This window comes from Coprococcus sp. AF51-11b1 (assembly GCF_027682785.1).
GTDB lineage: Bacteria > Bacillota > Clostridia > Lachnospirales > Lachnospiraceae > Allocoprococcus > Allocoprococcus comes.
In genome coordinates this window covers 199,450-223,538 of sequence record NZ_JAQCZB010000003.1, presented here as the reverse complement: position 1 = coordinate 223,538, position 24,089 = coordinate 199,450, and the positions used below count along the sequence as shown (strand labels likewise).

Annotated in this window: 22 protein-coding genes and 1 riboswitch; of the genes, 16 read left to right on the top strand and 6 right to left on the bottom strand. The window is 43.2% G+C overall.

What is annotated here, in order from left to right; translation table 11 throughout:
• The first annotated feature begins 199 nt into the window (after nucleotides 1-199).
• From PGY05_RS05190 to PGY05_RS05175, 4 genes are all read left to right on the top strand, one after another.
• The gene (locus PGY05_RS05190) at nucleotides 200-1,564 is read left to right on the top strand and encodes an MATE family efflux transporter (RefSeq protein WP_055248143.1); all 1,365 of its coding nucleotides are present in this window, start codon (nucleotides 200-202) and stop codon (nucleotides 1,562-1,564) included.
• Nucleotides 1,565-1,651: 87 nt separating this feature from the next.
• A complete protein-coding gene (locus PGY05_RS05185) occupies nucleotides 1,652-2,176 on the top strand; it encodes a spore maturation protein (protein ID WP_195502291.1) in 525 nt (174 codons plus the stop codon).
• 186 nt (nucleotides 2,177-2,362) lie between these two features.
• Nucleotides 2,363-4,606 (top strand): beta-L-arabinofuranosidase domain-containing protein, encoded by a 2,244-nt coding sequence (locus PGY05_RS05180; RefSeq protein WP_175305794.1) that lies wholly within the window; start codon nucleotides 2,363-2,365, stop codon nucleotides 4,604-4,606.
• Between the two features lie 212 nt (nucleotides 4,607-4,818).
• Nucleotides 4,819-5,871: a PTS transporter subunit IIC gene (locus tag PGY05_RS05175; RefSeq protein ID WP_008374119.1), complete on the top strand. Its 1,053-nt coding sequence runs from the start codon at nucleotides 4,819-4,821 to the stop codon at nucleotides 5,869-5,871.
• 95 nt (nucleotides 5,872-5,966) lie between these two features.
• Here PGY05_RS05175 and PGY05_RS05170 read toward each other — a convergent pair whose 3' ends face one another.
• Entirely contained in the window at nucleotides 5,967-7,730 is a 1,764-nt protein-coding gene (locus PGY05_RS05170) for a DUF885 domain-containing protein (protein WP_195502292.1), read from the bottom strand.
• Between the two features lie 185 nt (nucleotides 7,731-7,915).
• On the opposite strand from PGY05_RS05170, the gene nadA reads away from it, so the two are divergent.
• From nadA to metG, 5 genes are all read left to right on the top strand, one after another.
• The gene (nadA, locus tag PGY05_RS05165; RefSeq protein WP_055248150.1) at nucleotides 7,916-8,824 is read left to right on the top strand and encodes a quinolinate synthase NadA; all 909 of its coding nucleotides are present in this window, start codon (nucleotides 7,916-7,918) and stop codon (nucleotides 8,822-8,824) included.
• A gap of 70 nt (nucleotides 8,825-8,894) precedes the next feature.
• Nucleotides 8,895-10,097 carry an L-aspartate oxidase gene (locus PGY05_RS05160; protein WP_055248152.1) on the top strand — a complete coding sequence of 401 codons (1,203 nt, stop codon included), beginning with the start codon at nucleotides 8,895-8,897 and terminating at the stop codon, nucleotides 10,095-10,097.
• Between the two features lie 35 nt (nucleotides 10,098-10,132).
• Nucleotides 10,133-10,984, top strand: coding sequence for a carboxylating nicotinate-nucleotide diphosphorylase (nadC, locus tag PGY05_RS05155; protein WP_055248209.1), 852 nt, complete (start codon nucleotides 10,133-10,135; stop codon nucleotides 10,982-10,984).
• A 110-nt stretch (nucleotides 10,985-11,094) separates the two neighbouring features.
• Nucleotides 11,095-11,610: a transcription repressor NadR gene (locus PGY05_RS05150; protein ID WP_055248154.1), complete on the top strand. Its 516-nt coding sequence runs from the start codon at nucleotides 11,095-11,097 to the stop codon at nucleotides 11,608-11,610.
• A 435-nt stretch (nucleotides 11,611-12,045) separates the two neighbouring features.
• Nucleotides 12,046-13,950, top strand: a complete 1,905-nt coding sequence (metG, locus tag PGY05_RS05145; RefSeq protein WP_215633850.1) for a methionine--tRNA ligase — start codon at nucleotides 12,046-12,048, stop codon at nucleotides 13,948-13,950.
• 64 nt (nucleotides 13,951-14,014) lie between these two features.
• Here metG and PGY05_RS05140 read toward each other — a convergent pair whose 3' ends face one another.
• From PGY05_RS05140 to PGY05_RS05125, 4 genes are all read right to left on the bottom strand, one after another.
• Nucleotides 14,015-14,251 carry a hypothetical protein gene (locus PGY05_RS05140; RefSeq protein ID WP_215633849.1) on the bottom strand — a complete coding sequence of 79 codons (237 nt, stop codon included), beginning with the start codon at nucleotides 14,249-14,251 and terminating at the stop codon, nucleotides 14,015-14,017.
• Nucleotides 14,252-14,423: 172 nt separating this feature from the next.
• Complete coding sequence (gene thiC, locus PGY05_RS05135) at nucleotides 14,424-15,734, bottom strand: phosphomethylpyrimidine synthase ThiC (protein WP_055297334.1); 1,311 nt, start codon at nucleotides 15,732-15,734, stop codon at nucleotides 14,424-14,426.
• A gap of 349 nt (nucleotides 15,735-16,083) precedes the next feature.
• On the bottom strand, nucleotides 16,084-16,590 hold the full coding sequence (gene thiW, locus PGY05_RS05130; RefSeq protein WP_008374099.1) for an energy coupling factor transporter S component ThiW: 507 nt from the start codon (nucleotides 16,588-16,590) through the stop codon (nucleotides 16,084-16,086).
• A gap of 162 nt (nucleotides 16,591-16,752) precedes the next feature.
• Nucleotides 16,753-16,860, bottom strand: a riboswitch (TPP riboswitch).
• Nucleotides 16,861-17,034: 174 nt separating this feature from the next.
• Nucleotides 17,035-17,325, bottom strand: coding sequence for a hypothetical protein (locus PGY05_RS05125; RefSeq protein ID WP_022220418.1), 291 nt, complete (start codon nucleotides 17,323-17,325; stop codon nucleotides 17,035-17,037).
• A gap of 205 nt (nucleotides 17,326-17,530) precedes the next feature.
• On the opposite strand from PGY05_RS05125, the gene PGY05_RS05120 reads away from it, so the two are divergent.
• The 6 genes from PGY05_RS05120 to PGY05_RS05095 all read left to right on the top strand — a co-directional run bounded on the left by PGY05_RS05120 (nucleotide 17,531) and on the right by PGY05_RS05095 (nucleotide 22,739).
• Nucleotides 17,531-18,292: a TatD family hydrolase gene (locus PGY05_RS05120; protein ID WP_173824905.1), complete on the top strand. Its 762-nt coding sequence runs from the start codon at nucleotides 17,531-17,533 to the stop codon at nucleotides 18,290-18,292.
• Between the two features lie 33 nt (nucleotides 18,293-18,325).
• Nucleotides 18,326-19,210 carry a 16S rRNA (adenine(1518)-N(6)/adenine(1519)-N(6))-dimethyltransferase RsmA gene (gene rsmA, locus PGY05_RS05115; protein ID WP_008374094.1) on the top strand — a complete coding sequence of 295 codons (885 nt, stop codon included), beginning with the start codon at nucleotides 18,326-18,328 and terminating at the stop codon, nucleotides 19,208-19,210.
• Complete coding sequence (locus PGY05_RS05110) at nucleotides 19,200-19,883, top strand: TIGR00266 family protein (protein WP_173692106.1); 684 nt, start codon at nucleotides 19,200-19,202, stop codon at nucleotides 19,881-19,883. Before rsmA ends, PGY05_RS05110 begins: the two co-directional genes overlap by 11 nt.
• Nucleotides 19,884-19,993: 110 nt before the next feature.
• The gene (locus PGY05_RS05105) at nucleotides 19,994-21,382 is read left to right on the top strand and encodes a citrate/2-methylcitrate synthase (protein WP_008374090.1); all 1,389 of its coding nucleotides are present in this window, start codon (nucleotides 19,994-19,996) and stop codon (nucleotides 21,380-21,382) included.
• A gap of 152 nt (nucleotides 21,383-21,534) precedes the next feature.
• The gene (locus tag PGY05_RS05100) at nucleotides 21,535-21,792 is read left to right on the top strand and encodes an HPr family phosphocarrier protein (protein WP_055155739.1); all 258 of its coding nucleotides are present in this window, start codon (nucleotides 21,535-21,537) and stop codon (nucleotides 21,790-21,792) included.
• 47 nt (nucleotides 21,793-21,839) lie between these two features.
• On the top strand, nucleotides 21,840-22,739 hold the full coding sequence (locus PGY05_RS05095; RefSeq protein WP_008374087.1) for a LysR family transcriptional regulator: 900 nt from the start codon (nucleotides 21,840-21,842) through the stop codon (nucleotides 22,737-22,739).
• A gap of 16 nt (nucleotides 22,740-22,755) precedes the next feature.
• Here the strand turns inward: PGY05_RS05095 and PGY05_RS05090 are convergent, their stop codons facing one another.
• Nucleotides 22,756-23,685, bottom strand: coding sequence for a DUF3810 domain-containing protein (locus PGY05_RS05090; protein WP_270475460.1), 930 nt, complete (start codon nucleotides 23,683-23,685; stop codon nucleotides 22,756-22,758).
• Here PGY05_RS05090 and PGY05_RS05085 point away from each other — a divergent pair.
• Nucleotides 23,578-23,802, top strand: coding sequence for a hypothetical protein (locus PGY05_RS05085; RefSeq protein ID WP_270475462.1), 225 nt, complete (start codon nucleotides 23,578-23,580; stop codon nucleotides 23,800-23,802). The genes PGY05_RS05090 and PGY05_RS05085 overlap by 108 nt on opposite strands.
• Nucleotides 23,803-24,089: the final 287 nt, after the last annotated feature.

Genomic DNA, 24,089 nt, shown 5'->3' with positions numbered 1-24,089 from the left:
ATGCCTCCTGAAAATGATAATTTTTTTCTATATAAACTATTATAGAGGATAGAATCTGGGGTGTCAAAGATTCCGTCAAATAAACGGGAAATACTTTGTGAAACAGGGGAAATTTCGTGAAAACGACAATTGCAATTTAAGATACATTTTTCTATAATGACGAAAGGTAAAATGTTAATAAGATAAACAGAGGGAATATATGAAAACATTACAGAAAGATTTGACGACCGGGAATCCGGGAAAAATTATTTTTAATTTCACACTGCCGATCTTCATTGGAAATGTATTTCAGCAGTTCTACAGTATGGCAGATACGATTATCGTAGGAAAGTTCGTGGGAACCAAAGCACTTGCGGCTGTTGGAAGTACGGGAACGATCATGTTTCTGATCAATGGATTTATTCTGGGAATGACGGCAGGATTTACCGTACTTACGGCACAGAAATTTGGTGCGGGTGATATGAAAGCAATGCGCAAGACTGTAGGAAATGCCGCGATTCTGGCGATTATTATGTCTCTTATTATGACTGTGCTCGGAATGATGGCAATGAAACCGCTTCTTGGGATTATGAAGACACCGGATGATATTTTCAAGGATGCCTATGCGTATATTATGGTAATCTGTGGTGGAATTGCGGCGCAGATGCTATATAACTTTTTATCCAGTGTCTTGCGGGCACTTGGTAACAGCAAGGTTCCGCTATATTTCCTGATTCTTGCGGCGTTGCTCAACATTGTGCTGGATATGGTATTTATCATTGCGTTTCACATGGGCGCAGCCGGTGCGGCATGGGCGACCGTGATTTCACAGGGGATTTCGGGAATCCTGTGTCTGGTATATATTGTGAAGGCGGTTCCGATCCTGCATTTACATAAGGAGGACTGGCGTCCGAGCGGACATCTGCTGAAGATCCAGCTTGCAGTCGGAATCCCGATGGCTCTTCAATATTCGATCACAGCGATCGGAACCATGATGGTACAGACTGCCCTGAATCTGCTTGGCTCCACACAGGTAGCAGCATTTACCGCAGCGAATAAGATTGAGCAGATCGTGACGCAGGCATATGTTGCGATGGGAACCACGATGGCAACCTATTGCGCACAGAATATTGGAGCGGGTAAGATCAAAAGGATCCGTCAGGGATTTAAGTCAATTACGATCATGGGAAGTATCTATTCAGTCGTAGTTGCGGCGATCATTATGACAGTTGGAAAATATATGACGTATCTGTTCCTGTCTGGGGATCTGACAGAAATTATGCATTCCGTGGATATTTACCTGAAATGCGTCGGTACTTTCTTTATTCCGCTTACCGTTGTAAATGTTTACCGGAATGGAATCCAGGGAATGGGATATGGACTGCTCCCGATGATGGCTGGTGTGGCTGAGTTGGTTGGCAGGGGTGTTGTTGCCATGATCGCGGCAGGGCAGAAGAGTTACTTTGGAGTATGCATGGCAAGTCCGGCGGCATGGATCCTGGCAAGTGCGTTGCTGATCGTGATGTATTATTATGTGATCCATCAGAATGAGAAGCGGTTTGCGAAGTATGCGGATGAGGAATAGAAAAGTTTTCTTTATAAAGCAAACGGAATGAATAACAGCTCCGGCGAATATACTTTTTAGTAAAGTGGTTCGCCAGGAGCTGTTTTTATGCGCCTTTTTTTATACATATCTGACTTTATAGTCCCTTTTATGATTTTGTCCATTCTTATATATGGAATTTTTGCAGGAGTGAATGTATATGATACTTTTATTCAGGGAGCAAAGCGTGGATTTTGGACGGTCGTGCGGCTGATGCCGACGTTGATCGGATTGATGGCAGCAGTGGGGATTTTGCGTGCATCGGGTTTTCTGGAATTTATATCGGAAATAATTGGAAATGTGACGGAGCAGATTGGATTTCCAGGGGCATTGGTTCCGCTTACGATTGTGAAAATGTTTTCGTCCTCTGCCGCAACGGGATTATTGCTTGATATCTATAAGGAATTTGGAACGGATTCGAGAAACGGAATGATCGCTTCAATTTCGATGGCGTGTACGGAAACGATTTTCTATACGATGTCTGTGTATTTTATGTCAGCAAAGGTGAAAAAACCCAGGTATACTCTTGCCGGAGCACTTATTGCAACATTTGCAGGGCTTGCAGCGAGTGTGTGGCTGGCAGCACTTGTATAAATAAAAGTTGTATATAAAAATTATTGAATGTTGTATTCGGATTTTTTTGAAAAATGTATATATCGCACAATAAAAATGACTACAATTAACAAAAAATGTGCAAAATCTTGACAAAGAATGGAGAGAAACATAGAATATAGTCTATAGATGGTTCGAATCCAATTTTTATACGAAAAGGAGCAAAACATGAACGCAGCAGAAATTATTAAAAAAGATTTGGATGCAATTTATATTGGGAATCTGAGCACGGTAGATGACAATCTTACACTCCCGGAGAATGGAAAATACGGTGCTCAATTTACCTGGGAGACAGGGGAAGAAAGATTTATTGACAATACAGGCAAGGTACATCGTCCGCTGCATGGCATGGGAAACCGTAAAGTTACACTGACGGTTACCGCAACATATGAAGGATGTAGTGAGTCAAGAGAATATGTGGCGACCGTATTGCAGGAAGCAAAAGAAAATATCGTAAAAGAAGTACGTAAAGTCGTCCTTAATGCACTGGTCGGTGAAGAAGCACATCTTCCGTCTGTTGTGATCGTATACACAGAAGATGGACGCCGCATGACAATGCCGGTGAAATGGAATACATATGAGCCGGCAAAAGAAGAGACAGTGGTTGCAGTTGCAGGTGTGATCGATGGAACAGAAAAGGAAGCATCTGCAGAGATCCATTATAAAAAGGAAATAGTACCAGTAAAAGGACCGGAGAAAAAAGTGGGTTATTTTCCACTTGGACAGGTTCGGTTGAAAGAAGGAACTCTTTATTATAAATACCAGAAGCTGATGGAAGAATATCTTCTTGGAATTGACGATGACCAGATGCTTTATAATTTCCGCAAAGCGACCGGACTGGATACAAAAGGGGCACCTCCGATGACCGGTTGGGATGAGGAAAGCTGTAAACTGAAAGGGCACACGACAGGACATTATCTGTCAGGTATTGCACTTGCATTTGCAGCAACCGGCAATCCAAAATTTTTAGATAAAGTCAATTACATGGTAGCAGAGCTGAAAAAGTGCCAGGATGCATTTGCGGCAACCGGCAAATATCACAGAGGATTTTTAAGTGCATACTCAGAGGAACAGTTCGATCTTCTGGAAGTATATACCAAGTATCCGGAAATCTGGGCTCCGTATTATACTTTGGATAAGATTATGTCTGGATTATATGATTGTCATGTACTTGCCGGAAATGAGACAGCAAAAGAGATCCTGGACTTGATGGGAGACTGGGTATATGACAGACTTTCCCGTCTGCCAAAAGAAACACTGGATAAAATGTGGGCAATGTATATTGCAGGTGAGTTTGGTGGTATGCTTGGAACAATGGTAAAAGTCTATGAACTGACCGGAAAAGAAAATCATCTGAAGGCTGCAAAACTTTTTGAAAATGAAAAGTTATTCTATCCGATGGAAGAAGAATGCGATACATTGGAGGATATGCATGCAAACCAGCATATTCCGCAGATTATCGGTGCAATGGATCTGTATCGGGCAACTGGTGATGAGATTTATTGGGAAATCGGAAAGAATTTCTGGAATATCGTGACTGGCGGACATACATATTGTATCGGTGGGGTTGGTGAAACTGAGATGTTCCATCGTGCAAATACAACGTGTTCTTATCTTACGGATAAGGCTGCTGAAAGCTGTGCAAGTTATAATATGCTGCGCCTGACCAGTCAGTTATTTGAATATACGCGAAGCGGCAATCTGATGGATTATTATGATAATACGCTGAGAAATCATATCCTGACATCAAGTAGTCATAAATGTGATGGTGGAACGACTTATTTTCTTCCACTTGGTCCGGGTGGCAGAAAAGAATTCTTCCTTTCAGAGAATTCCTGCTGTCATGGAACCGGTATGGAGAGCAGATTCCGCTATATGGAAAATATTTATGCGCAGGATGAAGATGCGCTTTACATTAACCTTCTTGTAGATTCCGTGCTGACGGACGAAAATGGAAAAACGATGATCGAACTTCAGAGTGTGGATGAAGAAGGTGTAATGGAAATACGTTGCCAAAAGGATCAGAAAAAAGTTCTTAAAATCCATATTCCGGCATGGGGACAGAAGGATTTTAACGTGTCTGTAAATGGAAAAGTTCTTGCAGATACAGCACTTCATGATGGTTATATGGTAATTGATGCAGATCCGAAAGCCGGAGATGTGATCCGACTGGAACTTCCGATGGAATTCCGTGTGTTGGATAACAAGTCTGATGCGGCATTTGTCAATCTTGCATATGGGCCATATATTCTTGCGGCACTTTCAGAGGAAAAAGAATTCCTTACAGCACCGGCAGTAGAAGAAATTCATATGGTTGATGGAAAATTACAGTTTGAAGCGAATGGAATGAAGATGATCCCTCTTCCAAAAGTAGATATGGAAGCTTATCATGTATATTTTCATAAAGAATAAAAATAAGAAATAAAAAGCAGGAGTGTGCAGTTAAAAAATGTACACTCCTACTTTTTAGTCATATCAGTTATATCATACTTTTGCGAAGATAAGAGATTTAAATAAAATCTTCTTGACGGATTCTGCAAAACAGTGGATAATATTGCACAGTAATCACATGTGACAAGACAGTAGATTATACACTAAAAGAATGACAGGAGCAGGAGAAAGTTATGAAAGAGTTTCTAAGAAAGAAAAATATTATCTTTTCAGCGAAGCGATACGGAATCGATGCGCTTGGTGCAATGGCGCAGGGACTGTTTGCATCGCTTCTGATCGGTACGATCATCAGCACACTCGGAGAACAGCTTGGTATAGGAATCCTTGTAACAGTAGGCGGTTATGCGAAAGGAGCAACCGGAGCTGCGATGGCAATCTCGATCGGAGTAGCACTTCAGTGTCCGCCACTTGTATTGTTTTCACTGGCGGCAGTCGGAATGGCAGCAAATGAACTTGGGGGTGCCGGAGGACCTCTTGCGGTTTTGGTCGTTACGATTTTTGCAGCAGAATTTGGAAAACTGGTTTCAAAAGAAACAAAAATAGATATTATTGTGACACCTTTTGTGACGATCTGTGTGGGGGTTCTGCTTTCACTGGGATGTGCACCGGCGATCGGAGCAGCGGCAAGTACCGTAGGAACTGCGATCATGTGGGCGACTGAATTACAGCCATTTTTCATGGGAATTATCGTATCTGTGATTGTTGGTATTGCGCTGACACTTCCAATCAGCAGTGCAGCGATCTGTGCGGCACTTTCACTTACCGGGCTTGCAGGAGGTGCTGCTGTAGCCGGTTGCTGTGCACAGATGGTTGGTTTTGCGGTTATGAGTTTTAAGGAAAATAAATGGGGTGGTCTTTTTGCACAGGGAATAGGAACCTCGATGCTCCAGATGGGAAACATTGTGAGAAACCCGAGAATCTGGCTTCCGCCGACACTGGCATCCGCAATTACCGGTCCGGTCGCAACCTGTATCTTTCATTTGAAGATGAACGGTGCGGCAGTGGCATCCGGAATGGGAACCTGCGGACTGGTCGGACAGATTGGTGTGTACACTGGCTGGGTAAATGATATTGCAGAAGGAACCAAAGCTGCGATCACCGGAATGGACTGGGCAGGTCTGGTGCTGATCTGTTTTATTCTTCCGGCAGTGCTTTCCTGGGCGATTGCGATTCCGATGAGAAAATGTGGCTGGATCAAGGAAAATGATCTGAAACTGGATCTGTAGATTCAAGTGTAAATTATATAAAATGTGTTTGATGGGCTATCCTGTGGGAATGTTTCGGATTCTCACAGGATAGTTTTATTTTGTGTGAAATAGGATCAATCTAATAAATTTTTTTCCACCTCATCATATACGATCTCAAATGGCGCCGGCCCCACATCCAGTACCGCCCTGTGAAATTCTTTCTGGGAGAATTGATTTCCCAGGGCATCTGCCATCTCCTTTTTCAATTCATAAAATTTTAGGTATCCAATATAGTATTTCAGATAATTGGCAGGACTTCCAATGATCAGTTTGTAGACACTCTGTACTGCATTTGGATCATTGATCCCGTAATCGCTGAAAAAGCGGACTGTATCAGTTACAGACCAGCCGTCATAATGAATTCCCATGTCTGCAAGTGCATAAAGTCCAAGAATGACAGAATTGTTTTTCTGGAGAAGGGATGCTTCAGTCTTAGGGAGAGGTGCAAGGTAGTAGGACATCATTTCCGCATAGGTGGCCCAGCCCTCAACGTATCCGCCAAAATCAAGAATGCTTCGAATAGGATCCGGCTCAGAAGCAGAAAAATAGACGGTCTGGTACAGATGTCCGGGATAGCCTTCGTGAGCAAGGGTTGTGTAGAGATTCAGCCCTGAGGCGGTCTGCCCGTTGTTAATGTAGATGACATTTTCCGTTAGATTGTCAATGGCAGGGATCATATAGAAAGCTGGACTTAGATAATCCTGCATGGATTCCGGAACATATTTGACTTGGAAATCAACATCAGGAATTTCCGGGAATGTATCTGTGATTTTGGACCTGAGATCGTCCAGCATGGAATCAGGAGATGTCTGCTCCAAAACAGATGCCTGGGTAAGTGCTGCGTCAGCAGGGAAGAGAATCTTCTGCATGGCACTTAGATCTTCCAGTATCTGTGCCCTGGTCATCAGTCGCAGACGAGAAATGGACTCATTGCAGCCGGTAGTCTGACGCACCAGATATTCATAGTATTTTTTTCCATAAGGGAAATGGCTAAGTCCCTGTTCATTCATTCCTTTTCCTTTCAGCGATTTGATAGCGGTGATCAGATTTTGATAAGCTGGATAAATCTCTTCTGTTACAAGTTTCATATTTTCTTTCTGAAAAGAATCTTTTTTGTTTTCAGGTAAAAGATCCAGTGACGCGATCCGCTCATTAAATGTACTGACCAGATAATTCTCTTTACCCATATCGATAAAAGACTGGCAGGTGTCCAGAACAGAATCAGCCTGGTAATCCGGCATAAAAAGACCGGAAGCAGCTTTTTTCTGCTCAAACCGGATGACAGAATCAAAATAGGAAGGCGTTTCTTTTAAGAGAGCCAGATAGGTTTCTACATCCTGTGTGTCGTAAAAGCTGTATTCCGAGAGCAGAACAGGCAGCTGCGTATGGATACCGGATACGGGGCCGAGAGGCTCCTGATAAAGCAGATAATCTGTCCCTGTGGATGCATTTTTAAGATAGGTATCCAGGATTTTAAAGGTTAGTGCATTTTCCGAAGAAAGAGTGTCGGGATCAAATTCCTGCAGAGAAGAGAGAACATTTCTGACAGAAGCCTTTGCAGCAACGGGATCAGAAGAAAGACTGCCGTATGTAGCCGGGATGTCCGCGATGCCATAGTCAGAAGGAGAACGCAAGGTATAGTGAAGGCTGATGGTATTTGCGGATACTTCTGTCTGGAAGAGACTACGTGTGAAAGTACGGAATTGCCGGTCGGAGGATTCTGCATGCAGGGAGCTCCAAAATGCATTGCCAGACAGAAAAGAAATCAGAATGACCAGCAGACAACAGGGAAGGATCAGAAAAATTTTTTTCCGGTGTTTAAGAATTAAATGAAACATAAAACTCCAGAAGAAATGATGTTGTTTCTATGTATATGATTTTGATTCTGAAAATATGTATCTCAAACGAAACTTTACAGAAATAAAACAAGTGTCTTGTCAGATGTAAAGTGTGGTGCTATAATGTGCACTATGCTGAAAAAAGATCAGAGATGAGAAAAGAGTCAGTAAGGGAGGATCACGTTATGACAACGGTGGAAGAGATACAGAAGCTTAAAAAAGAGAAGAATGCTGTCATTCTGGCACATTATTATGTGCGGCCGGAGGTGCAGGAAATAGCAGATTATATAGGGGATTCTTTTTACCTGAGCAAGGTAGCAACGAAGCTCCAAGAAAAGACAATCGTATTTTGTGGCGTTTCTTTTATGGGGGAGAGTGCGAAGATCCTGAATCCGGAGAAAACGGTTCTGGTGCCGGATATGACAGCAGACTGTCCGATGGCACATATGGCAGATGTGGAGACGATCCGGAAGATGCGGAAAGAGTATGATGATCTTGCTGTTGTCTGCTATATCAATTCAACGGCAGCACTGAAAGAATACTCGGATGTCTGTGTGACATCTGCAAATGCAGTGAAGATCGTAAAAGAACTTCCGAACAAGAATATTTTCTTTATTCCGGATCGGAATCTGGCACATTTTGTAGCCGATCATGTACCGGAAAAAAATTTTGTTTACAACAATGGATTCTGTCCGACTCATGAACGGATGGAACCGGAGGATGTAGCCGAAGTGAAAAGGAGACATCCGGGGGCACAGATCGTCGCACACGGAGAATGCCGTGCAGAACTTCTTGCGATGGCAGATTACGTGGGAAGCACATCAGGAATCATCCAGTATGTAACGGCAAGTGATTGTCAGGAATTTATTGTCTGTACAGAAGAGGGTGTGGGTTACAAGCTGAAGGAACAGAATCCGGAGAAGACATTCTATTATCCGGACAAGCTACCGGTATGTCCGAATATGAAAAAGAATACGCTGGAGAAGGTATTGCATGTTTTGCAGACTGGTGAAAATGAGGTTCACGTAGATGCAAAGCTTCGGGAAAATTCCAAAAAACCGTTAGAGAAAATGCTTGAGCTTGCTGCAAAATAAAAGAACCGGAAAATCAAAAATAAGAAACAACAGGTGACCGGCTAAGAGAACCGGAATTGGAGGGATAAAGTTGGAGATTAAGACAGATGTAGTGATCGTTGGAACGGGAGTTGGTGGAGCGTTTTCAGCACTGAATCTTCCGGAGGATAAACAGATCCTTATGATTACCAAGTCAGATCTGGAAAGCAGTGATTCATTTCTGGCACAGGGTGGAATCTGTGTACTTCGGGATGATGAGGATTATGAGGGGTATTTTGAAGATACAATGCGCGCAGGTCATTACGAGAACAGGAAAGAATCAGTGGATATTATGATCCGCAGCTCGCAGGAAATTATTCATGATCTGATTGAATATGGTGTGGATTTCGCTAAAAAAGACGGAAATCTTGCATTTACAAGAGAAGGTGCGCATTCCAGACCAAGGATTCTTTTCCATGAAGATATTACAGGGAAAGAGATTACGAGTAAACTGCTCATGCATGTAAAGAAACGAAAAAATGTACAAATACACGAATATACAACTATGACAGACATAATTGTTAAAAATGGAAAATGTGCAGGTATTTTAGCGAAGACGGCAGACGGTGAAGAGATGAAGATCTATGCACAGGATACGATTTTTGCAAGCGGTGGAATTGGAGGAAGATACCAGCATTCTACAAACTTTCCACATCTGACAGGAGATGCGCTTGATATTTCCAGGAAGCATGGAATCCGTCTGGAGCATCTGGATTATGTCCAGATCCACCCGACAACTTTGTATTCTTCAAAACCGGGGCGAAGATTCCTGATTTCAGAATCTGTCCGTGGAGAAGGCGCAGTTCTTTATAATAAAGACGGAGAACGTTTTGTAAATGAGCTTCTTCCGAGAGATGTGGTGACAAAAGCAATCCGGGAACAAATGGAAAAAGACGGAACGGATCATGTATGGCTTTCCATGGAAAATATTGATAAGAATACGATCCTGGAGCATTTCCCAAATATCTGTGAGCGGTGCCGGGAAGAAGGCTATGACGTGACAAAAGAGTGGATCCCGGTTGTTCCTGCACAACACTATTTCATGGGAGGCATCTGGGTAGACAGCGACAGCAGAACTTCGATGGAGCATCTGTATGCGGTTGGAGAGACCAGCTGCAATGGCGTCCATGGGGCGAACCGTCTGGCAAGTAATTCTCTGCTTGAGAGCCTGGTGTTTGCAAAACGTGCGGCACATAAGATTTCCGGAGTGGAAAATGCAGTAAATCCTGTGGTGTTCTGTAAAGAGGCAATATAAAAGAAAAAGATCTGTTTAGAATGAGGAAAAAAGAAATGAATAAGATTACGATGACATTGAATGTAGACCATCTGATAAAAGAAGCGCTGCAGGAGGATATTTCCAGTGAGGACGTGACCACCAATGCGGTGATGAAAGAAGCGGTGACCGGAGAGGTGCAGCTGATCTGCAAACAGGATGGAGTAGTTGCCGGGCTGGATGTATTTCGCAGAGTATTTGAAATTCTGGATGAAAATGTGAAGACAGATTTCTATTGTAAAGACGGTGACGAAGTGAAAAAAGGAGAATTGATGGGGATTATTACAGGCGATATCCGTGCGCTGCTCTCAGGGGAACGGGTGGCACTGAATTATCTGCAGAGAATGAGTGGAATTGCGACTTATACACATTCGGTTGCAATGCTTCTGGAAGGAACGAAGACGAAGCTTCTGGACACCAGAAAGACAACGCCGAATATGCGTATTTTTGAAAAATATGCGGTCCGTGTCGGTGGAGGATATAATCATAGATATAATCTTTCCGACGGAGTGCTTTTAAAAGACAATCATATCGGAGCGGCAGGAAGTGTGGCAAAGGCGGTGGAAATGGCAAAGGAATACGCACCGTTTGTCCGCAAAATTGAGGTAGAAGTTGAGAATCTGGATATGGTGCGTGAGGCTGTTGATGCGGGAGCAGATATTATTATGCTGGATAATATGTCGCCGGAGGATATGAAGGAGGCAATCAGGATTATTGACGGACGTGCAGAGACAGAATGTTCCGGAAATGTAACAAAAGAAAATATTGACCGTCTGACGTCTCTTGGAGTAGACTATATATCAAGTGGGGCACTTACCCATTCAGCTCCTGTCCTTGACATTTCGCTGAAGAATCTGCATGCTATTTAAGCCGGTCTGGATTCAGTAAGAGTGAAGACAGGATTTGGCAGACAGAAGAGGAAAGTCTGTAATACGTCAGGCACAGAGCAGAATTGCGGAAAAAGGAGAGTTATATCGGGATGACAGGTTCCAGACGAAGAGAAGAGATTGTCAGCAAAATAAAGAGCAGTGAGGTTCCGGTACCCGGGAAAGAACTGGCGAAGGTATATGATGTAAGCCGTCAGGTCATTGTACAGGACATTGCGCTGATCCGTGCAGCCGGATATGATATCATTTCAACCAACCGGGGATATATTCTGAATGCACCGCATACGGTAACGAGAGTGTTCAAAGTCAGTCATACGGATGAACAGATGGAGGATGAGCTTTGTTCGATCGTGGATCTGGGAGGCAAGGTGGTAAATGTAATGATCAATCACCGGATTTATGGACATATGGAAGCACCTCTTGATGTGGCATCGCGGAGAAATGTCAAAGAATTCATGGAAGGGATCCATAGTGGAAAGTCCAGTCCGCTTAAGAATATCACTTCCAACTATCATTATCACACAGTTGAAGCGGATTCGGAAGAGACACTGGATCTGATCGAGCAGGTATTGAAGGAAAAAGACTATCTGGTGTCAAATACGCCTTGACAAGTTTCTGATATCTGTGATACGATTTTTTTGATATGGAAAAAGCGATGACGAAGAGAGTAGGTCTTTTGAATGTTTACAGAGAAGTCCCGCAGAGGCTGAGAGGGATGGCTGGAGAAAGACTGAAGATGGCTTCTGAGCAGCGCAGGTGAACATAAGGAAGCAACGAATCAGTTTCCTGTGCAAGCATGCGATGGGTTCCGCCCGTTACAGCGGCGAGTGCAGATATGGACTGCCAAAAACAGCAGACTGTACCCGGTGAGATTCTTCTTGTGAGGGAAGGATGAAGAGAAGTGGTAACACGGCAATAATCCCGTCTTCTATATTTTATAGAAGGCGGTTTTTTATTTAACAGGAAGTCTTTGTTAAATAAAAGGCACTACGTGCCGGAGATGTGCACTATTTTTAATTTATAGAAAAAGGAGATAAAGAATCATGGCAGACAAACCAAAATATTATATTACAACTGCAATTGCCTATACATCAGGCAAGCCACATATCGGTAACACATACGAGATCGTGCTGGCAGACGCAATTGCACGTTATAAGAGAAGTCAGGGATATGATGTATTTTTCCAGACAGGAACTGACGAGCATGGACAGAAAATTGAATTAAAAGCAGAAGAAGCAGGTGTTACACCAAAGGAATTTGTAGATAACGTATCCGGGGAGATTAAGAGAATCTGGGATCTGATGAACACTTCTTATGACAAATTTATCCGTACAACGGATGATTATCATGAGAAAGAAGTACAGAAGATATTCAAGAAACTGTATGACCAGGGAGATATTTACAAAGGACACTACGAAGGAATGTACTGTACTCCATGTGAATCCTTCTTCACAGAATCCCAGCTTGTAGATGGAAAATGTCCGGACTGCGGACGCCCGGTACAGCCTGCAAAAGAAGAAGCATACTTCTTCAAGATGAGCAAATATGCAGACAGACTGATTGAATATATCAATACACATCCGGAATTTATCCAGCCGGTAGCACGTAAGAATGAGATGATGAACAACTTCCTTCTTCCGGGACTTCAGGATCTTTGTGTATCCAGAACTTCTTTTAAATGGGGAATTCCGGTAGACTTTGATCCGAAGCATGTTGTTTATGTATGGCTTGATGCACTTACCAACTATATCACTGGTATCGGATATCACTGTGATGGTGAAAGCGATGAAATGTTCAATAAGAACTGGCCGGCAGACCTTCATCTGATCGGAAAAGATATCATCCGTTTCCATACGATTTACTGGCCGATCTTCCTGATGGCACTTGGACTTCCGCTTCCGAAGCAGGTATTTGGACATCCGTGGCTTCTTCAGGGCGATGGAAAGATGAGTAAATCAAAAGGAAATGTACTCTATGCAGATGAACTCGTAGATTTCTTTGGCGTAGATGCGGTTCGTTACTTTGTTCTGCATGAGATGCCGTTTGAAAATGATGGCGTAATCTCCTGGGAGCTGATGGTAGAAAGACTGAATTCCGATCTTGCCAATACACTTGGAAACCTTGTAAATCGTACCATTTCTATGACAAACAAATATTTTGGCGGTACAGTTACTGATAAAGGTGTGGCAGAAGAAGTAGATGCAGATCTGAAAGCTGTGACAGAAAATACACCAAAGGCAGTAGAAGCAAAAATGAAGGAGCTGCGTGTGGCAGATGCAATCACAGAAATCTTCAATTTGTTCAAACGCTGTAACAAATATATTGATGAGACCATGCCTTGGGCACTGGCAAAAGAAGAAGACAAGAAGGATCGTCTGGAAACAGTTCTGTGGAATCTGATCCAAAGCATTTCCGAAGGTGCAAAACTGCTTGAATCTTTCATGCCGGAAACAGCTGAAAAGATCCTGGCACAGCTTGGTGGCGGACATGTGGTAGAAAAACCGGAAATCCTGTTCCAGAGACTCGACCTGGAAGAAGTCATGAAAAAAGTAGAAGAGCTTCATCCAAAGGTTAAAGAAGAAAAGGAAGAGGAAGAAGAAGGAATCGACATCGAAGCAAAACCGGAGATCACTTTCGAAGATTTTGAAAAAATGCAGTTCCAGGTAGGCGAGATCATTTCTTGCGAAGCAGTGAAAAAATCGAAAAAGCTTCTCTGCTCCCAGGTTAAGATCGGAAGCCAGGTAAAACAGATCGTTTCCGGAATCAAAGCACACTATACACCGGAAGAAATGGTAGGTAAGAAGGTTATGGTTCTTGTGAACCTGAAACCTGCAAAACTCGCCGGAGTGCTTTCAGAAGGTATGCTGCTCTGCGCAGAAGATGCAGATGGTAATCTTGCGCTGATGACACCGGAGAAGAAGATGCCGGCAGGAGCAGAGATCTGTTAATTAAATGATTGGATAAATAAAAACGAGGAGAAGAATCCAGGATCTGGAAACTTCTCCTCAATTTTTAATATTGAGAATTTTCTGATTTTTTTTCATCTGTGATACTTTCTTCGCTGTTCAGCTTTGATTCTAAACCTGCATTCTTTTCTTTCAGTGTGGCAAGCTGGTGATTCAGCTCCAGATTTTGTGAGTACAGTTTTTTGTTCGACTGTTTGAGTGTATGTATTCTGCACATAGAAAAAATAAGGAGAATAGCAAGTACAATAAGAGTAACATCTTTCCATATTATTTTATTTTTCATAAACCTTTCCCTCCCGTTGCATCCTTTTTGCTGTGTAATAATTATACATCAAACCCGAAAATTTACCACTGGCAAAGTGCTATATTTTATAGAACAAATAGAGCGAAAATTAGTGAAAAAGAAAAGAACCGGATAATTTCCGATTCTCTTCTTTTGCAAGTAATCTTTAAGTTTACAGAATATCAATATATTCTCCGGCAAGTGCTTTGTTCATGCTTCTTACAGCACAGAATTTTCCGCACATACTGCAGGTATCGCTGTGGTCATCTTCCGGTTTACGACTGTCACGGATTGCCTTTGCTGTTTCAGGATCGAGAGCGCAGGCGTACTGTGCATCCCAGTCAAGAACACGGCGTGCATCTGCCATCTTGTCATCGATATCACGTGCATGCGGGATACCTTTTGCAATATCAGCGGCATGGGCTGCAATCTTAGAAGCAATGATTCCCTGCTTGGTATCATCGACATTTGGAAGTGCAAGATGCTCGGCAGGTGTGACATAGCACAGGAATGCAGCTCCGCTCATCGCTGCAACAGCGCCACCGATGGCTGCAGTGATGTGATCATATCCAGGAGCGATATCTGTTACCAGAGGTCCGAGTACATAGAACGGTGCGCCCATGCAGATGCTCTGCTGCACTTTCATGTTGGCAGCGACCTGATCCAGCGGTACATGTCCAGGTCCTTCGACCATAACCTGTACATTATGATCCCATGCGCGCTTGGTCAGTTCTCCGAGGCGGACAAGTTCTTCAATCTGGCATACATCTGTTGCATCAGCAAGACATCCCGGACGGCAGGCATCACCAAGAGAAATAGTTACGTCGTATTCTTCGCAGATGTCGAGGATTTCATCGTAATGTTCATAGAATGGGTTTTCTTCTCCGGTCATGCACATCCATGCAAAGACAAGACTTCCTCCACGGCTTACGATATTCATTTTACGTTTATGTTTTTTGATCTGTTCGATGGTTTTTCTTGTGATTCCACAGTGAAGTGTGACGAAGTCCACGCCATCCTCAGCATGAAGACGGACAACATCAATAAAATCTTGTGCAGTAAGAGTTGCCAGGTCTCTCTGATAATGAATAACACTGTCATAGACCGGTACAGTTCCGATCATAGCCGGGCATTCGTGAGTCAGCTTCTGACGGAATGGCTGGGTATTACCGTGGCTGGAAAGATCCATGATTGCTTCTGCACCGAGATTAACGGCACTCATAACTTTCTGCATTTCGATATCGTAGTCTTTGCAGTCGCGGGAAACACCTAAGTTAACATTGATCTTGGTACGAAGCATGCTTCCGACACCTTCCGGATCAAGGCAGGTATGTTTTTTATTTGCACAGATGGCAACCTTACCTTCTGCGACAAGCTGCATCAGTTTTTCAACCGGCATATGTTCTTTTTTTGCTACAGTTTCGATTTCAGGAGTCAGAATTCCTTTTCTGGCAGCGTCCATCTGGGTTGTGTAATTTCTCATGTTGTTTTGCCTCCGTTTCTTATTTGTCTGATACCAGGGTCAAAAGCACGTAGCAATCTGGTATCAAAGGGGTCAAAATATCTTTTGCCCCAACATCATTTGTATGTGAGTATCACAAAAATCTGGCGTCAGCAAAACACGGACAGCGTACACGAAAAAAACCAGACACAGCCTGATGGGTACACTTCCAGTTCGGAATGATAGAATTGCTAACGCCTTTGTCGGAAAATTTCCGGCAATGAACAGGATTTTATTTGAAAATCTCTGCCTTTTATTACGCGATACAAGGTGGTGTCCCCGGTGTAACGCGGTTTCATTTACAGCAGAGTGCTGTAAGAATGAATGATGATTATGCTTCTTTGATCTGTGACATAACGCCGCCTTTTTCCAGAACTGTGATCAGGATGAAAGCAAGGATGCTTCCTGCGACAGTGGAAATAAGGAATGGAACGACATAAACGAAAAGTCCTGCCGGCGCAATTCCCATCAGATACAAAGCAACCGGATAAGCGGCAAGTGCGCCAAGGAATCCGGTTCCGATCGCTTCGGCAAGGCAGGTAAGACTTAAGATGTGGCATTTTTTGTAGACAAGACCACAGCATAAAGCACCGACCATGCTTCCAGGGAAAGCCATAAGGCTTCCGAGGCCGAGCAGATTGCGGAGTAAACTTGCACAGAATGCAATGCCAACGCCCCATGCAGGACCAAGTGTTACGGCGGCAAGAATGTTGACCATATGCTGTACCGGAGCACATTTGCTTCCGGCAACCGGTACACTGATAAAGCTTCCGACGATTGCAAGCGCGGTGAGAACACCGGCAAGTGCGAGTTTCTTTGTTGTATTATTTTGTTTCATAGTAGAGTTCTCCTTTCAAAATGAACTTCCTGTCTCATTGTATACACAAAAAAGGAACCCCACACCTGAGTGGAGTTCCTGCTGTCCGTAATCACTGAACACATCATCTTCGTGTTCCTGATATGTCATGTAAAAAATAAGAGATGCGGAGGCATCTTTATCAAATACATGGTATACATTCCCTCCGTTGGCATTATCCAAATCAGGTTACAGGTCGGGATAAATAAATCCCCTCTCAGCCGGCAATCTCCAGCTCCCTGGTACATATAAACTTGTACAAATAGAATTATAGCGCGGTATGCCGGATTTGACAAGAGGAAATGAAAAAGTATCTCAGAAAAGACATTGTGCAGAATCAGAGTATATTTTTGTACAATAAAAGACGGACAGAAAGTTCTGCCCGTCCGGAATTTCATTACCGTCTTATGTAGAATACAGCAGAGATTAGCTGAGCTCTACCTTTAAAGCATCTTCCGGTTTGAATTCATTGTAAAGGTCATAGATGTTGTGACCAGTAGACTCGCTGAGGACACGACCTTCCAGAGAGTAGCAGCGGATGAAACGCTTTTTGTCGATTGCTGACCAATGCTCTACATCCCAGCTCATGTATCCGTCTTCATCAGACTTTTTTTCTTTCAGGTATACATCAACCTGGCGTCCGTCTACCATAATGTCTACAAGTTTCTTTGTGTCGGCTTCCAGCTCGACATTGTTTACAGTGTCAAATACTTTCATTTTAAAATCCTCCTATAATATCTGATCAGAATCTTCAGAAATATATTCCCCATACATTTGCAGATGTGATCTATTTGCACTATCTATAGTATACATAGAAGAAACCGGATAAGCAAGTAAAAAAGTGACTATTCAGCGGCTAAGAATGTGTGGTATACTTAGAACATCTTAGAGCAGTCAGTAAAAAGAAAGCGAGACGAAGGAAATGATATTTGATACACATGCACATTATGATGATGAACAGTTTGACGGGGACCGGGATGAGCTTTTAAAATCTATGCCGGATCTTGGAGTTGGAACAATCGTGGATGTAAGTGCGACTTATGAATCCTGTGAGAAGGTTTTGGCACTTGCCGGAAAGTATCCACATGTTTATGCTGCAATCGGTGTGCATCCGGATGAGGTTGGAGAACTTAACGAAGATAAGATCCAGCACATGAAAGAACTCTGCTGTAACAAAAAAGTGGTTGCAGTCGGAGAGATCGGTCTGGATTATTATTGGGATAATGAACCGCATGAGGTACAGCAGAAGTGGTTTATCCGCCAGCTGGAGCTCGCGGGAGAAGTAAAGAAACCAGTAATTATCCACAGCAGGGAAGCTGCCGCAGATACCATGTATATCATGAAAAATTATGCACAGGGGCTTGACGGAGTTATTCACTGCTATTCCTATTCACGTGAAATGGCTGAAGAATATGTGAAGATGGGATTCTATATTGGAATCGGTGGAGTCGTCACATTTAAGAATGCAAAGAAATTAAAAGATGTCGCAGCTGCGATCCCGATCGAGAAGATCGTGCTGGAGACAGACTGCCCGTATATGGCACCGGAGCCGTACCGTGGCAAACGGAATCAGTCTTCTTATATCCGGTATGTGGCTGAGAAAATTGCAGAGTTAAAAGAGATGAGTCAGGAAGAAGTGATCGCTGTGACAGAGAAAAATGCGAGAGATCTGTACGGCATCTAAGACGCAGGCAATGAATAATCAGGAGAATAACAGATGAAAACACCTACACTTGGAAATCCGCAGAATACCATTGAGATTCTGCAAAAATATAATTTTAATTTTCAGAAAAAATTTGGACAGAACTTTCTGATCGATGAGCATGTGCTGGATAAGATCATTCGTGCAGCCGAGATCACAAAGGATGATTACGTGTTGGAGATCGGCCCTGGAATCGGGACGATGACACAGTACCTTGCCTGTGCGGCAAGAGAAGTAACTGCAGTTGAGATAGATCGTGCACTGATTCCAATTCTTGAAGACACGCTGAAAGAATATGACAACGTATCGATCATCAATGAAGATATCCTGAAGGTGGATATTGCAGCACTTGCAAAGGAGAAGAACGGAGGACGGCCGATCAAGGTGGTTGCGAATCTTCCATATTATATAACGACACCGATCATCATGGGCTTATTTGAAAGCCATGTGCCGCTTGAGAGTATTACGGTTATGGTACAGAAAGAAGTGGCTGACCGTATGCAGGTAGGACCGGGAACAAAGGATTATGGTGCACTTTCACTTGCTGTACAGTATTATGCAGAGCCGTATATTGTTGCAAATGTACCCCCGAACTGTTTCATGCCGCGTCCGGCAGTCGGCTCAGCAGTAATCCGCCTGACAAGACATCAGAAGCCTCCGGTAGAGGTTATGGATGAAAAGCTGATGTTCCGCCTTATACGGGCATCCTTTAATCAGAGGAGGAAGACTTTGGCAAATGGCCTTAAGAATTCAGGAGAGCTGAATCTTTCGAAGGAAGTCATTACTGCTGCGATAGAGAAACTCGGAAAAGGAAGCAGTGTCCGGGGAGAAGCACTGGATCTGGAAGAATTTGCCAGATTGACTAATATTATAAAGGAGGAAATGGAGCATGAGGTATGAAATCAAGGGTGATACCCTTCCGGTAGTGATCTGCCATCTGGAAGCTGGCGAGCGGATGATCACAGAGCGGGGATCCATGGCATGGATGTCTCCGAATATGAAGATGGAGACTTCGACAAATGGAGGATTTGGAAAAGCATTTGGAAGAATGTTCTCTGGAGAAGCGATGTTCCAGAATATCTATACCGCACAGGGCGGGAATGGACTGATCGCATTTGCATCCAGCTTTCCGGGTTCGATCAAGGCATTTGAAATCGGACCGGGGCAAGAATATATTTTTCAGAAAAAAGCATTCCTTGCTGGCGAACCTGGAGTAAATATAGCTGTTCATTTTCACAAGAAAGTGGCTTCAGGACTATTTGGAGGAGAAGGATTTATCTTGCAGAAGGTATCCGGAAATGGAATTGTATTTGCAGAATTCGATGGACATGTGGTAGAATACGAATTACAACCGGGGCAGCAGATCGTGATTGATTCCGGTTATCTGGCAGCGATGAGTGTAACATGCCAGATGGATATCCAGACTGTGCCGGGACTTAAGAATATTGTCTTTGGCGGAGAAGGATTATTTAATACGGTTATTACAGGACCGGGACATGTATGGCTTCAGACAATGCCGATCAGCAGTGTGGCAGATTCATTGAGACCATATTTTCCAACAAGTAGTAAGTAGTTTACAAATAAGAAGAAGGGACGGGGGACGATGCTAAAAGTGCGTGTTTCCGTCCTTCATTCATACTTTCTGCAGTATTTGCAGAGCCTTTAACAGAAAGGAGTAGGTGTATGACAAATTCAGTGAACAGTGCGAAAGATCTGGATAGCATTCTGTTTGATATTTCGCCGAAAATCAAGGAACTTGCCGGATTATGTGAAGCGAATACCGGGATCGACAAAGAACTTTTTGTAAAGCATGATGTAAAAAGAGGTCTCCGTGATGTAAACGGAAAAGGAGTTCTTGCGGGACTTACCAACATTTCCGATGTATGTGCCAAAAAGATTGTAAATGGCGAAGAAGTTCCGTGTGCCGGTAATTTGTATTATCGAGGCTATAACATCAAGGATCTGGTTCGTGGATTCCTGGATGCGGATCATTTTGGATATGAAGAAATTGCATATCTGCTTCTTTTTGGTGAACTTCCGACGGTTGTACAGCTGGATGGGTTTCATGAGACACTGACGGAGAGAAGGACACTTCCGCCGAATTTTGTGCGCGATGTTATTATGAAGGCACCGAGCCATGATATGATGAACAATATTTCAAGGGCGATTCTGAATCTGTATTCTTACGATGAAAAAGCTGATGATACTTCAATCCCGAATGTTCTCAGACAGTGTTTGAACCTGATCAGTGAATTTCCGATGCTGATGGTCTACGGATATCATGCATACAATTATCGTCAGGGTCAGGATATGTACATCTATGCACCGGATCCGCAGAAGTCCACCGCGGAAAATATTCTGATGATGCTTCGTGAAGACCGACAGTATACGGAGCTGGAAGCAAGGATCCTGGATATGGCACTTGTGCTGCATATGGATCATGGTGGTGGAAATAACTCTACATTTACTACCCACGTTGTCACTTCGTCCGGAACAGACACCTATTCTACAATTTCTGCTGCAATGGCATCGTTAAAAGGTCCGAAGCACGGCGGTGCGAACATCAAAGTGACGCAGATGTTTGCTGATATGAAAGAAGAGGTCAAAGACTGGGAAGATGACGATGAGGTAAGAGCATATCTGGAAGGTCTGCTTGCAAGGGAGAGGTTTGATAAAAAAGGTCTGATCTATGGAATGGGTCATGCGATTTATTCAGTATCTGATCCACGTGCTGAGATTTTCAAGAAATTTGTGGCTCAGCTTGCACATGAAAAAGGATACGATAAAGAATACGCACTTTATGAGAAAGTGGAACATATGGCACCGGAAATCATTGCCGAAAAAAGAAAGATGTATAAAGGGGTAAATGCAAATGTCGATTTTTACAGCGGACTGGTTTACCATATGCTTGGAATTCCGGAGCAGCTTTATACGCCGATCTTTGCCGCAGCGCGAATCGTTGGATGGAGTGCACATCGTCTGGAAGAGCTGATCAATGTGGATAAGATTATTCGTCCGGCATATATGCCACTGGCAGAGTATCGAGAATATAAAAATTTAAATGACCGATAGTGTTGACAAACTGATATGTAGTATGTAAAATAAAGAAACAACTGATATATTCAAATGACATATCAGACATTTCAAAGAGACATTTCTCAAATTGTACGATATTGTGTAAACTAGACATCAGGAAAAAAAGACTTGCGGAGGGTTGACCTATTATGGTACAGAGGAATATACGTTTTATGACTACAGGACAATTGATGACTTTTTGTAATGTTTGCCAGAAGATGAATGCAGATATTACGGTAAAGGATGTGACAGGACGTTTCGAGATCGATGCCAAATCGATCGTGGGACTGATGACGATAAGAATGGGAGAGAAGATGCATCTTCTGATCGAAGGCGAAGAGGAACATCTGGCCGACAGTTATTTTGAAAAATTTGACTGTACACCGGTTACGATTCCGTTCAGTTAAAGGCGGCACTGGATATGCCGGAGATATACGGAACAAGGAGCAGGAAGATGGAAGTTACCTATGATTATTACCGTATTTTTTATTATGCGGCAAAGTATAAAAGTTTCTCACAGGCGGCGACAATCCTGATGAGTAATCAGCCGAATGTAACGAGGGCAATCCACAATCTGGAAAGTCAGCTTGGATGCAGATTATTTATCCGGTCTAACCGGGGAGCAGAGCTTACACCGGAGGGAGAACGGCTTTATTCACATGTTGCAATTGCATACGATCATCTGCATGCAGCAGAGCTAGAGCTTGAAAATGAAAAGAAGCTGGAACAGGGAACCGTAACGATCGGGGTAAGTGAGATTGCATTGCATTTGCTTCTGCTTCCGGTGCTGGGAGAGTTTAGAAGAAAGTATCCTAAAATCAGACTTCGCATTTCGAGTTATACAGCACCACAGGCGATACAGACGGTTCGGAACGGACTTTCAGATTTTGCGGTAGCATCTACACCGGCAGAGGTGAAAAAGCCTTTAAAGGCAATTCCGCTTCTTTCATTTAAAGAAATTCTGGTTGCGAATGCGGCGTACAAAGATATGTTTAAAGAACCGGTAAGTTTGAAAAAGCTGGTGGAGTATCCATTTATCTGCCTTGGGAAAAACACGTCAACTTATGATTTTTATACCAGATTTTTTCTGGAGCATGGAATTGCAATGACGGCAGATACCGAAGCAGCAACCATCGATCAGATTCTGCCGATGGTAAGACAGAATCTGGGAATCGGGTTTATTCCGGAACCGCTTGCACAGGAAGTGATTGAGCAGGGCATTGTCATTCAGGTTCCACTATTGGAAGAACCACCGGTAAGAGAAATCTGTTTTGTGGAAGATAAGAGCAGTCCTCACAGCATGGCGGCAAACGTATTGAAAGAGATGCTGTTTCAGGCTGGAGAGAAAGAGTAAACTTTATAAGAAAGAATTATTTTGACCGGAACCAGGTGATCATCAGATCAACCATCCGGTCATAACTTTTTATCCCGTCACTTTGACCATTTGCTTTCAGATAGTGGTCATTGATCTGACCAGATACTTCGGCGACCTTGCTGTCATATCGCTTCCAGAAGCTGCTGTTAGCCGAAAGATCTGCCTTTACATTGTCAGAAAGCCTGTTGTAGATTTCCTCAAAGGTGTCGTAGTCGGTTTCGTAAAGTTCATTGGTTGCGTAGATCCAGCCAAGAAGATAGCCGCTGTAGTTGAAGGCGGTATCGTCGGCATTTACACAGGCGAGAAAACCGATAAAATTTGCTTCTTCCTCCTGCATAAATCCACGCAGATGCGAAAGCTCGTGACAGATGGTAAATGGAAGATTGTAGGAAATCATTGCGGAGTTATAGTTTGCCTCAATGGTAAATGGTGAATAGATCCCGGAAAGATTCTGTACTGAGAGAAAAGCCGGAAATAAAAGACCTTTTGGCTGTGGATAGTATCCGGAAAGTTCAGGGTAGGTAGCACCGAGGGAGAACATAGCAGCCCGTGCACGATCCTGCAGATCCTTACCCATATCAGCAAGACCGTCGGAATCCCGGCCTAAAGAGTCAGAAAGTGTATTTAACTGATCAGTCAGTTCGTTGCATAAAGAGGTCAGTTCAGCCTGAGTATACTGACCGGATTCCAGGTGATATTTTTCTGCAAATGAAGTATGTCCGTAGTTGATTCCGCAGAAAAAAGTATAAATGGTAAACAGACATCCGCAGAGAAACAGGAGTGAGGAACCGTAGCCGAGCCAGGCAGGGTTCTTTTTTTGGGCATACATTTTGTAAATGGAGCTGATCAGCATCCGGATCAAGGAAAGAAACAGAAGAATGACAAAAATATACAATCCAATTTCAGAAACAGAAAATTGGAAGATTCCAAAAAAGCGTCCGATGGACGAAACGAAAAGCGGGTAAATGGTGGAAGAATACCAGTCTGCGAATGCAGAGCTTTTGTGGCTGGTGAAAAGAGCAAGGAAACTTATGGCAAATAAAAGAATTGAAAAAATAAGTTTATGTAAAGTAGGGCGTTTCATAATAAATCCTTTCCGGTAATTGAGGATAAAAAGTATGATGTACCAGAGAGACATTCGTGCAAGGACGTAAAAGGTTTGAGTTCATTTGATGATGAATGGCCGTGACTAACGTTTTGTGCAGGTAGATATCCGGGCACACGGTACTGCATTTACAAATAAAATATGGGACGGAGGATAACCTTCGTCCCAGAATAATATTCTGTAAAAATCAAAGTGCGGCAATCGGGCATGCCCGATTGCGCTCA

Coding starts and splice junctions, on each gene's coding strand:
- PGY05_RS05185 (WP_195502291.1), top strand. CDS start 1,652: ATGCGCCTTTTTTTATACATATCTGACTTTATAGTCCCTTTTATGATT.
- PGY05_RS05125 (WP_022220418.1), bottom strand. CDS start 17,325: ATGAAAGTATTTGACACTGTAAACAATGTCGAGCTGGAAGCCGACACA.
- thiC (WP_055297334.1), bottom strand. CDS start 15,734: ATGAGAAATTACACAACCCAGATGGACGCTGCCAGAAAAGGAATTCTG.
- PGY05_RS05120 (WP_173824905.1), top strand. CDS start 17,531: ATGATATTTGATACACATGCACATTATGATGATGAACAGTTTGACGGG.
- PGY05_RS05140 (WP_215633849.1), bottom strand. CDS start 14,251: ATGAAAAATAAAATAATATGGAAAGATGTTACTCTTATTGTACTTGCT.
- PGY05_RS05170 (WP_195502292.1), bottom strand. CDS start 7,730: ATGTTTCATTTAATTCTTAAACACCGGAAAAAAATTTTTCTGATCCTT.
- PGY05_RS05105 (WP_008374090.1), top strand. CDS start 19,994: ATGACAAATTCAGTGAACAGTGCGAAAGATCTGGATAGCATTCTGTTT.
- metG (WP_215633850.1), top strand. CDS start 12,046: ATGGCAGACAAACCAAAATATTATATTACAACTGCAATTGCCTATACA.
- nadA (WP_055248150.1), top strand. CDS start 7,916: ATGACAACGGTGGAAGAGATACAGAAGCTTAAAAAAGAGAAGAATGCT.
- PGY05_RS05100 (WP_055155739.1), top strand. CDS start 21,535: ATGGTACAGAGGAATATACGTTTTATGACTACAGGACAATTGATGACT.
- PGY05_RS05095 (WP_008374087.1), top strand. CDS start 21,840: ATGGAAGTTACCTATGATTATTACCGTATTTTTTATTATGCGGCAAAG.
- PGY05_RS05180 (WP_175305794.1), top strand. CDS start 2,363: ATGAACGCAGCAGAAATTATTAAAAAAGATTTGGATGCAATTTATATT.
- thiW (WP_008374099.1), bottom strand. CDS start 16,590: ATGAAACAAAATAATACAACAAAGAAACTCGCACTTGCCGGTGTTCTC.
- PGY05_RS05110 (WP_173692106.1), top strand. CDS start 19,200: ATGAGGTATGAAATCAAGGGTGATACCCTTCCGGTAGTGATCTGCCAT.
- PGY05_RS05190 (WP_055248143.1), top strand. CDS start 200: ATGAAAACATTACAGAAAGATTTGACGACCGGGAATCCGGGAAAAATT.
- rsmA (WP_008374094.1), top strand. CDS start 18,326: ATGAAAACACCTACACTTGGAAATCCGCAGAATACCATTGAGATTCTG.
- PGY05_RS05175 (WP_008374119.1), top strand. CDS start 4,819: ATGAAAGAGTTTCTAAGAAAGAAAAATATTATCTTTTCAGCGAAGCGA.
- nadC (WP_055248209.1), top strand. CDS start 10,133: ATGAATAAGATTACGATGACATTGAATGTAGACCATCTGATAAAAGAA.
- PGY05_RS05150 (WP_055248154.1), top strand. CDS start 11,095: ATGACAGGTTCCAGACGAAGAGAAGAGATTGTCAGCAAAATAAAGAGC.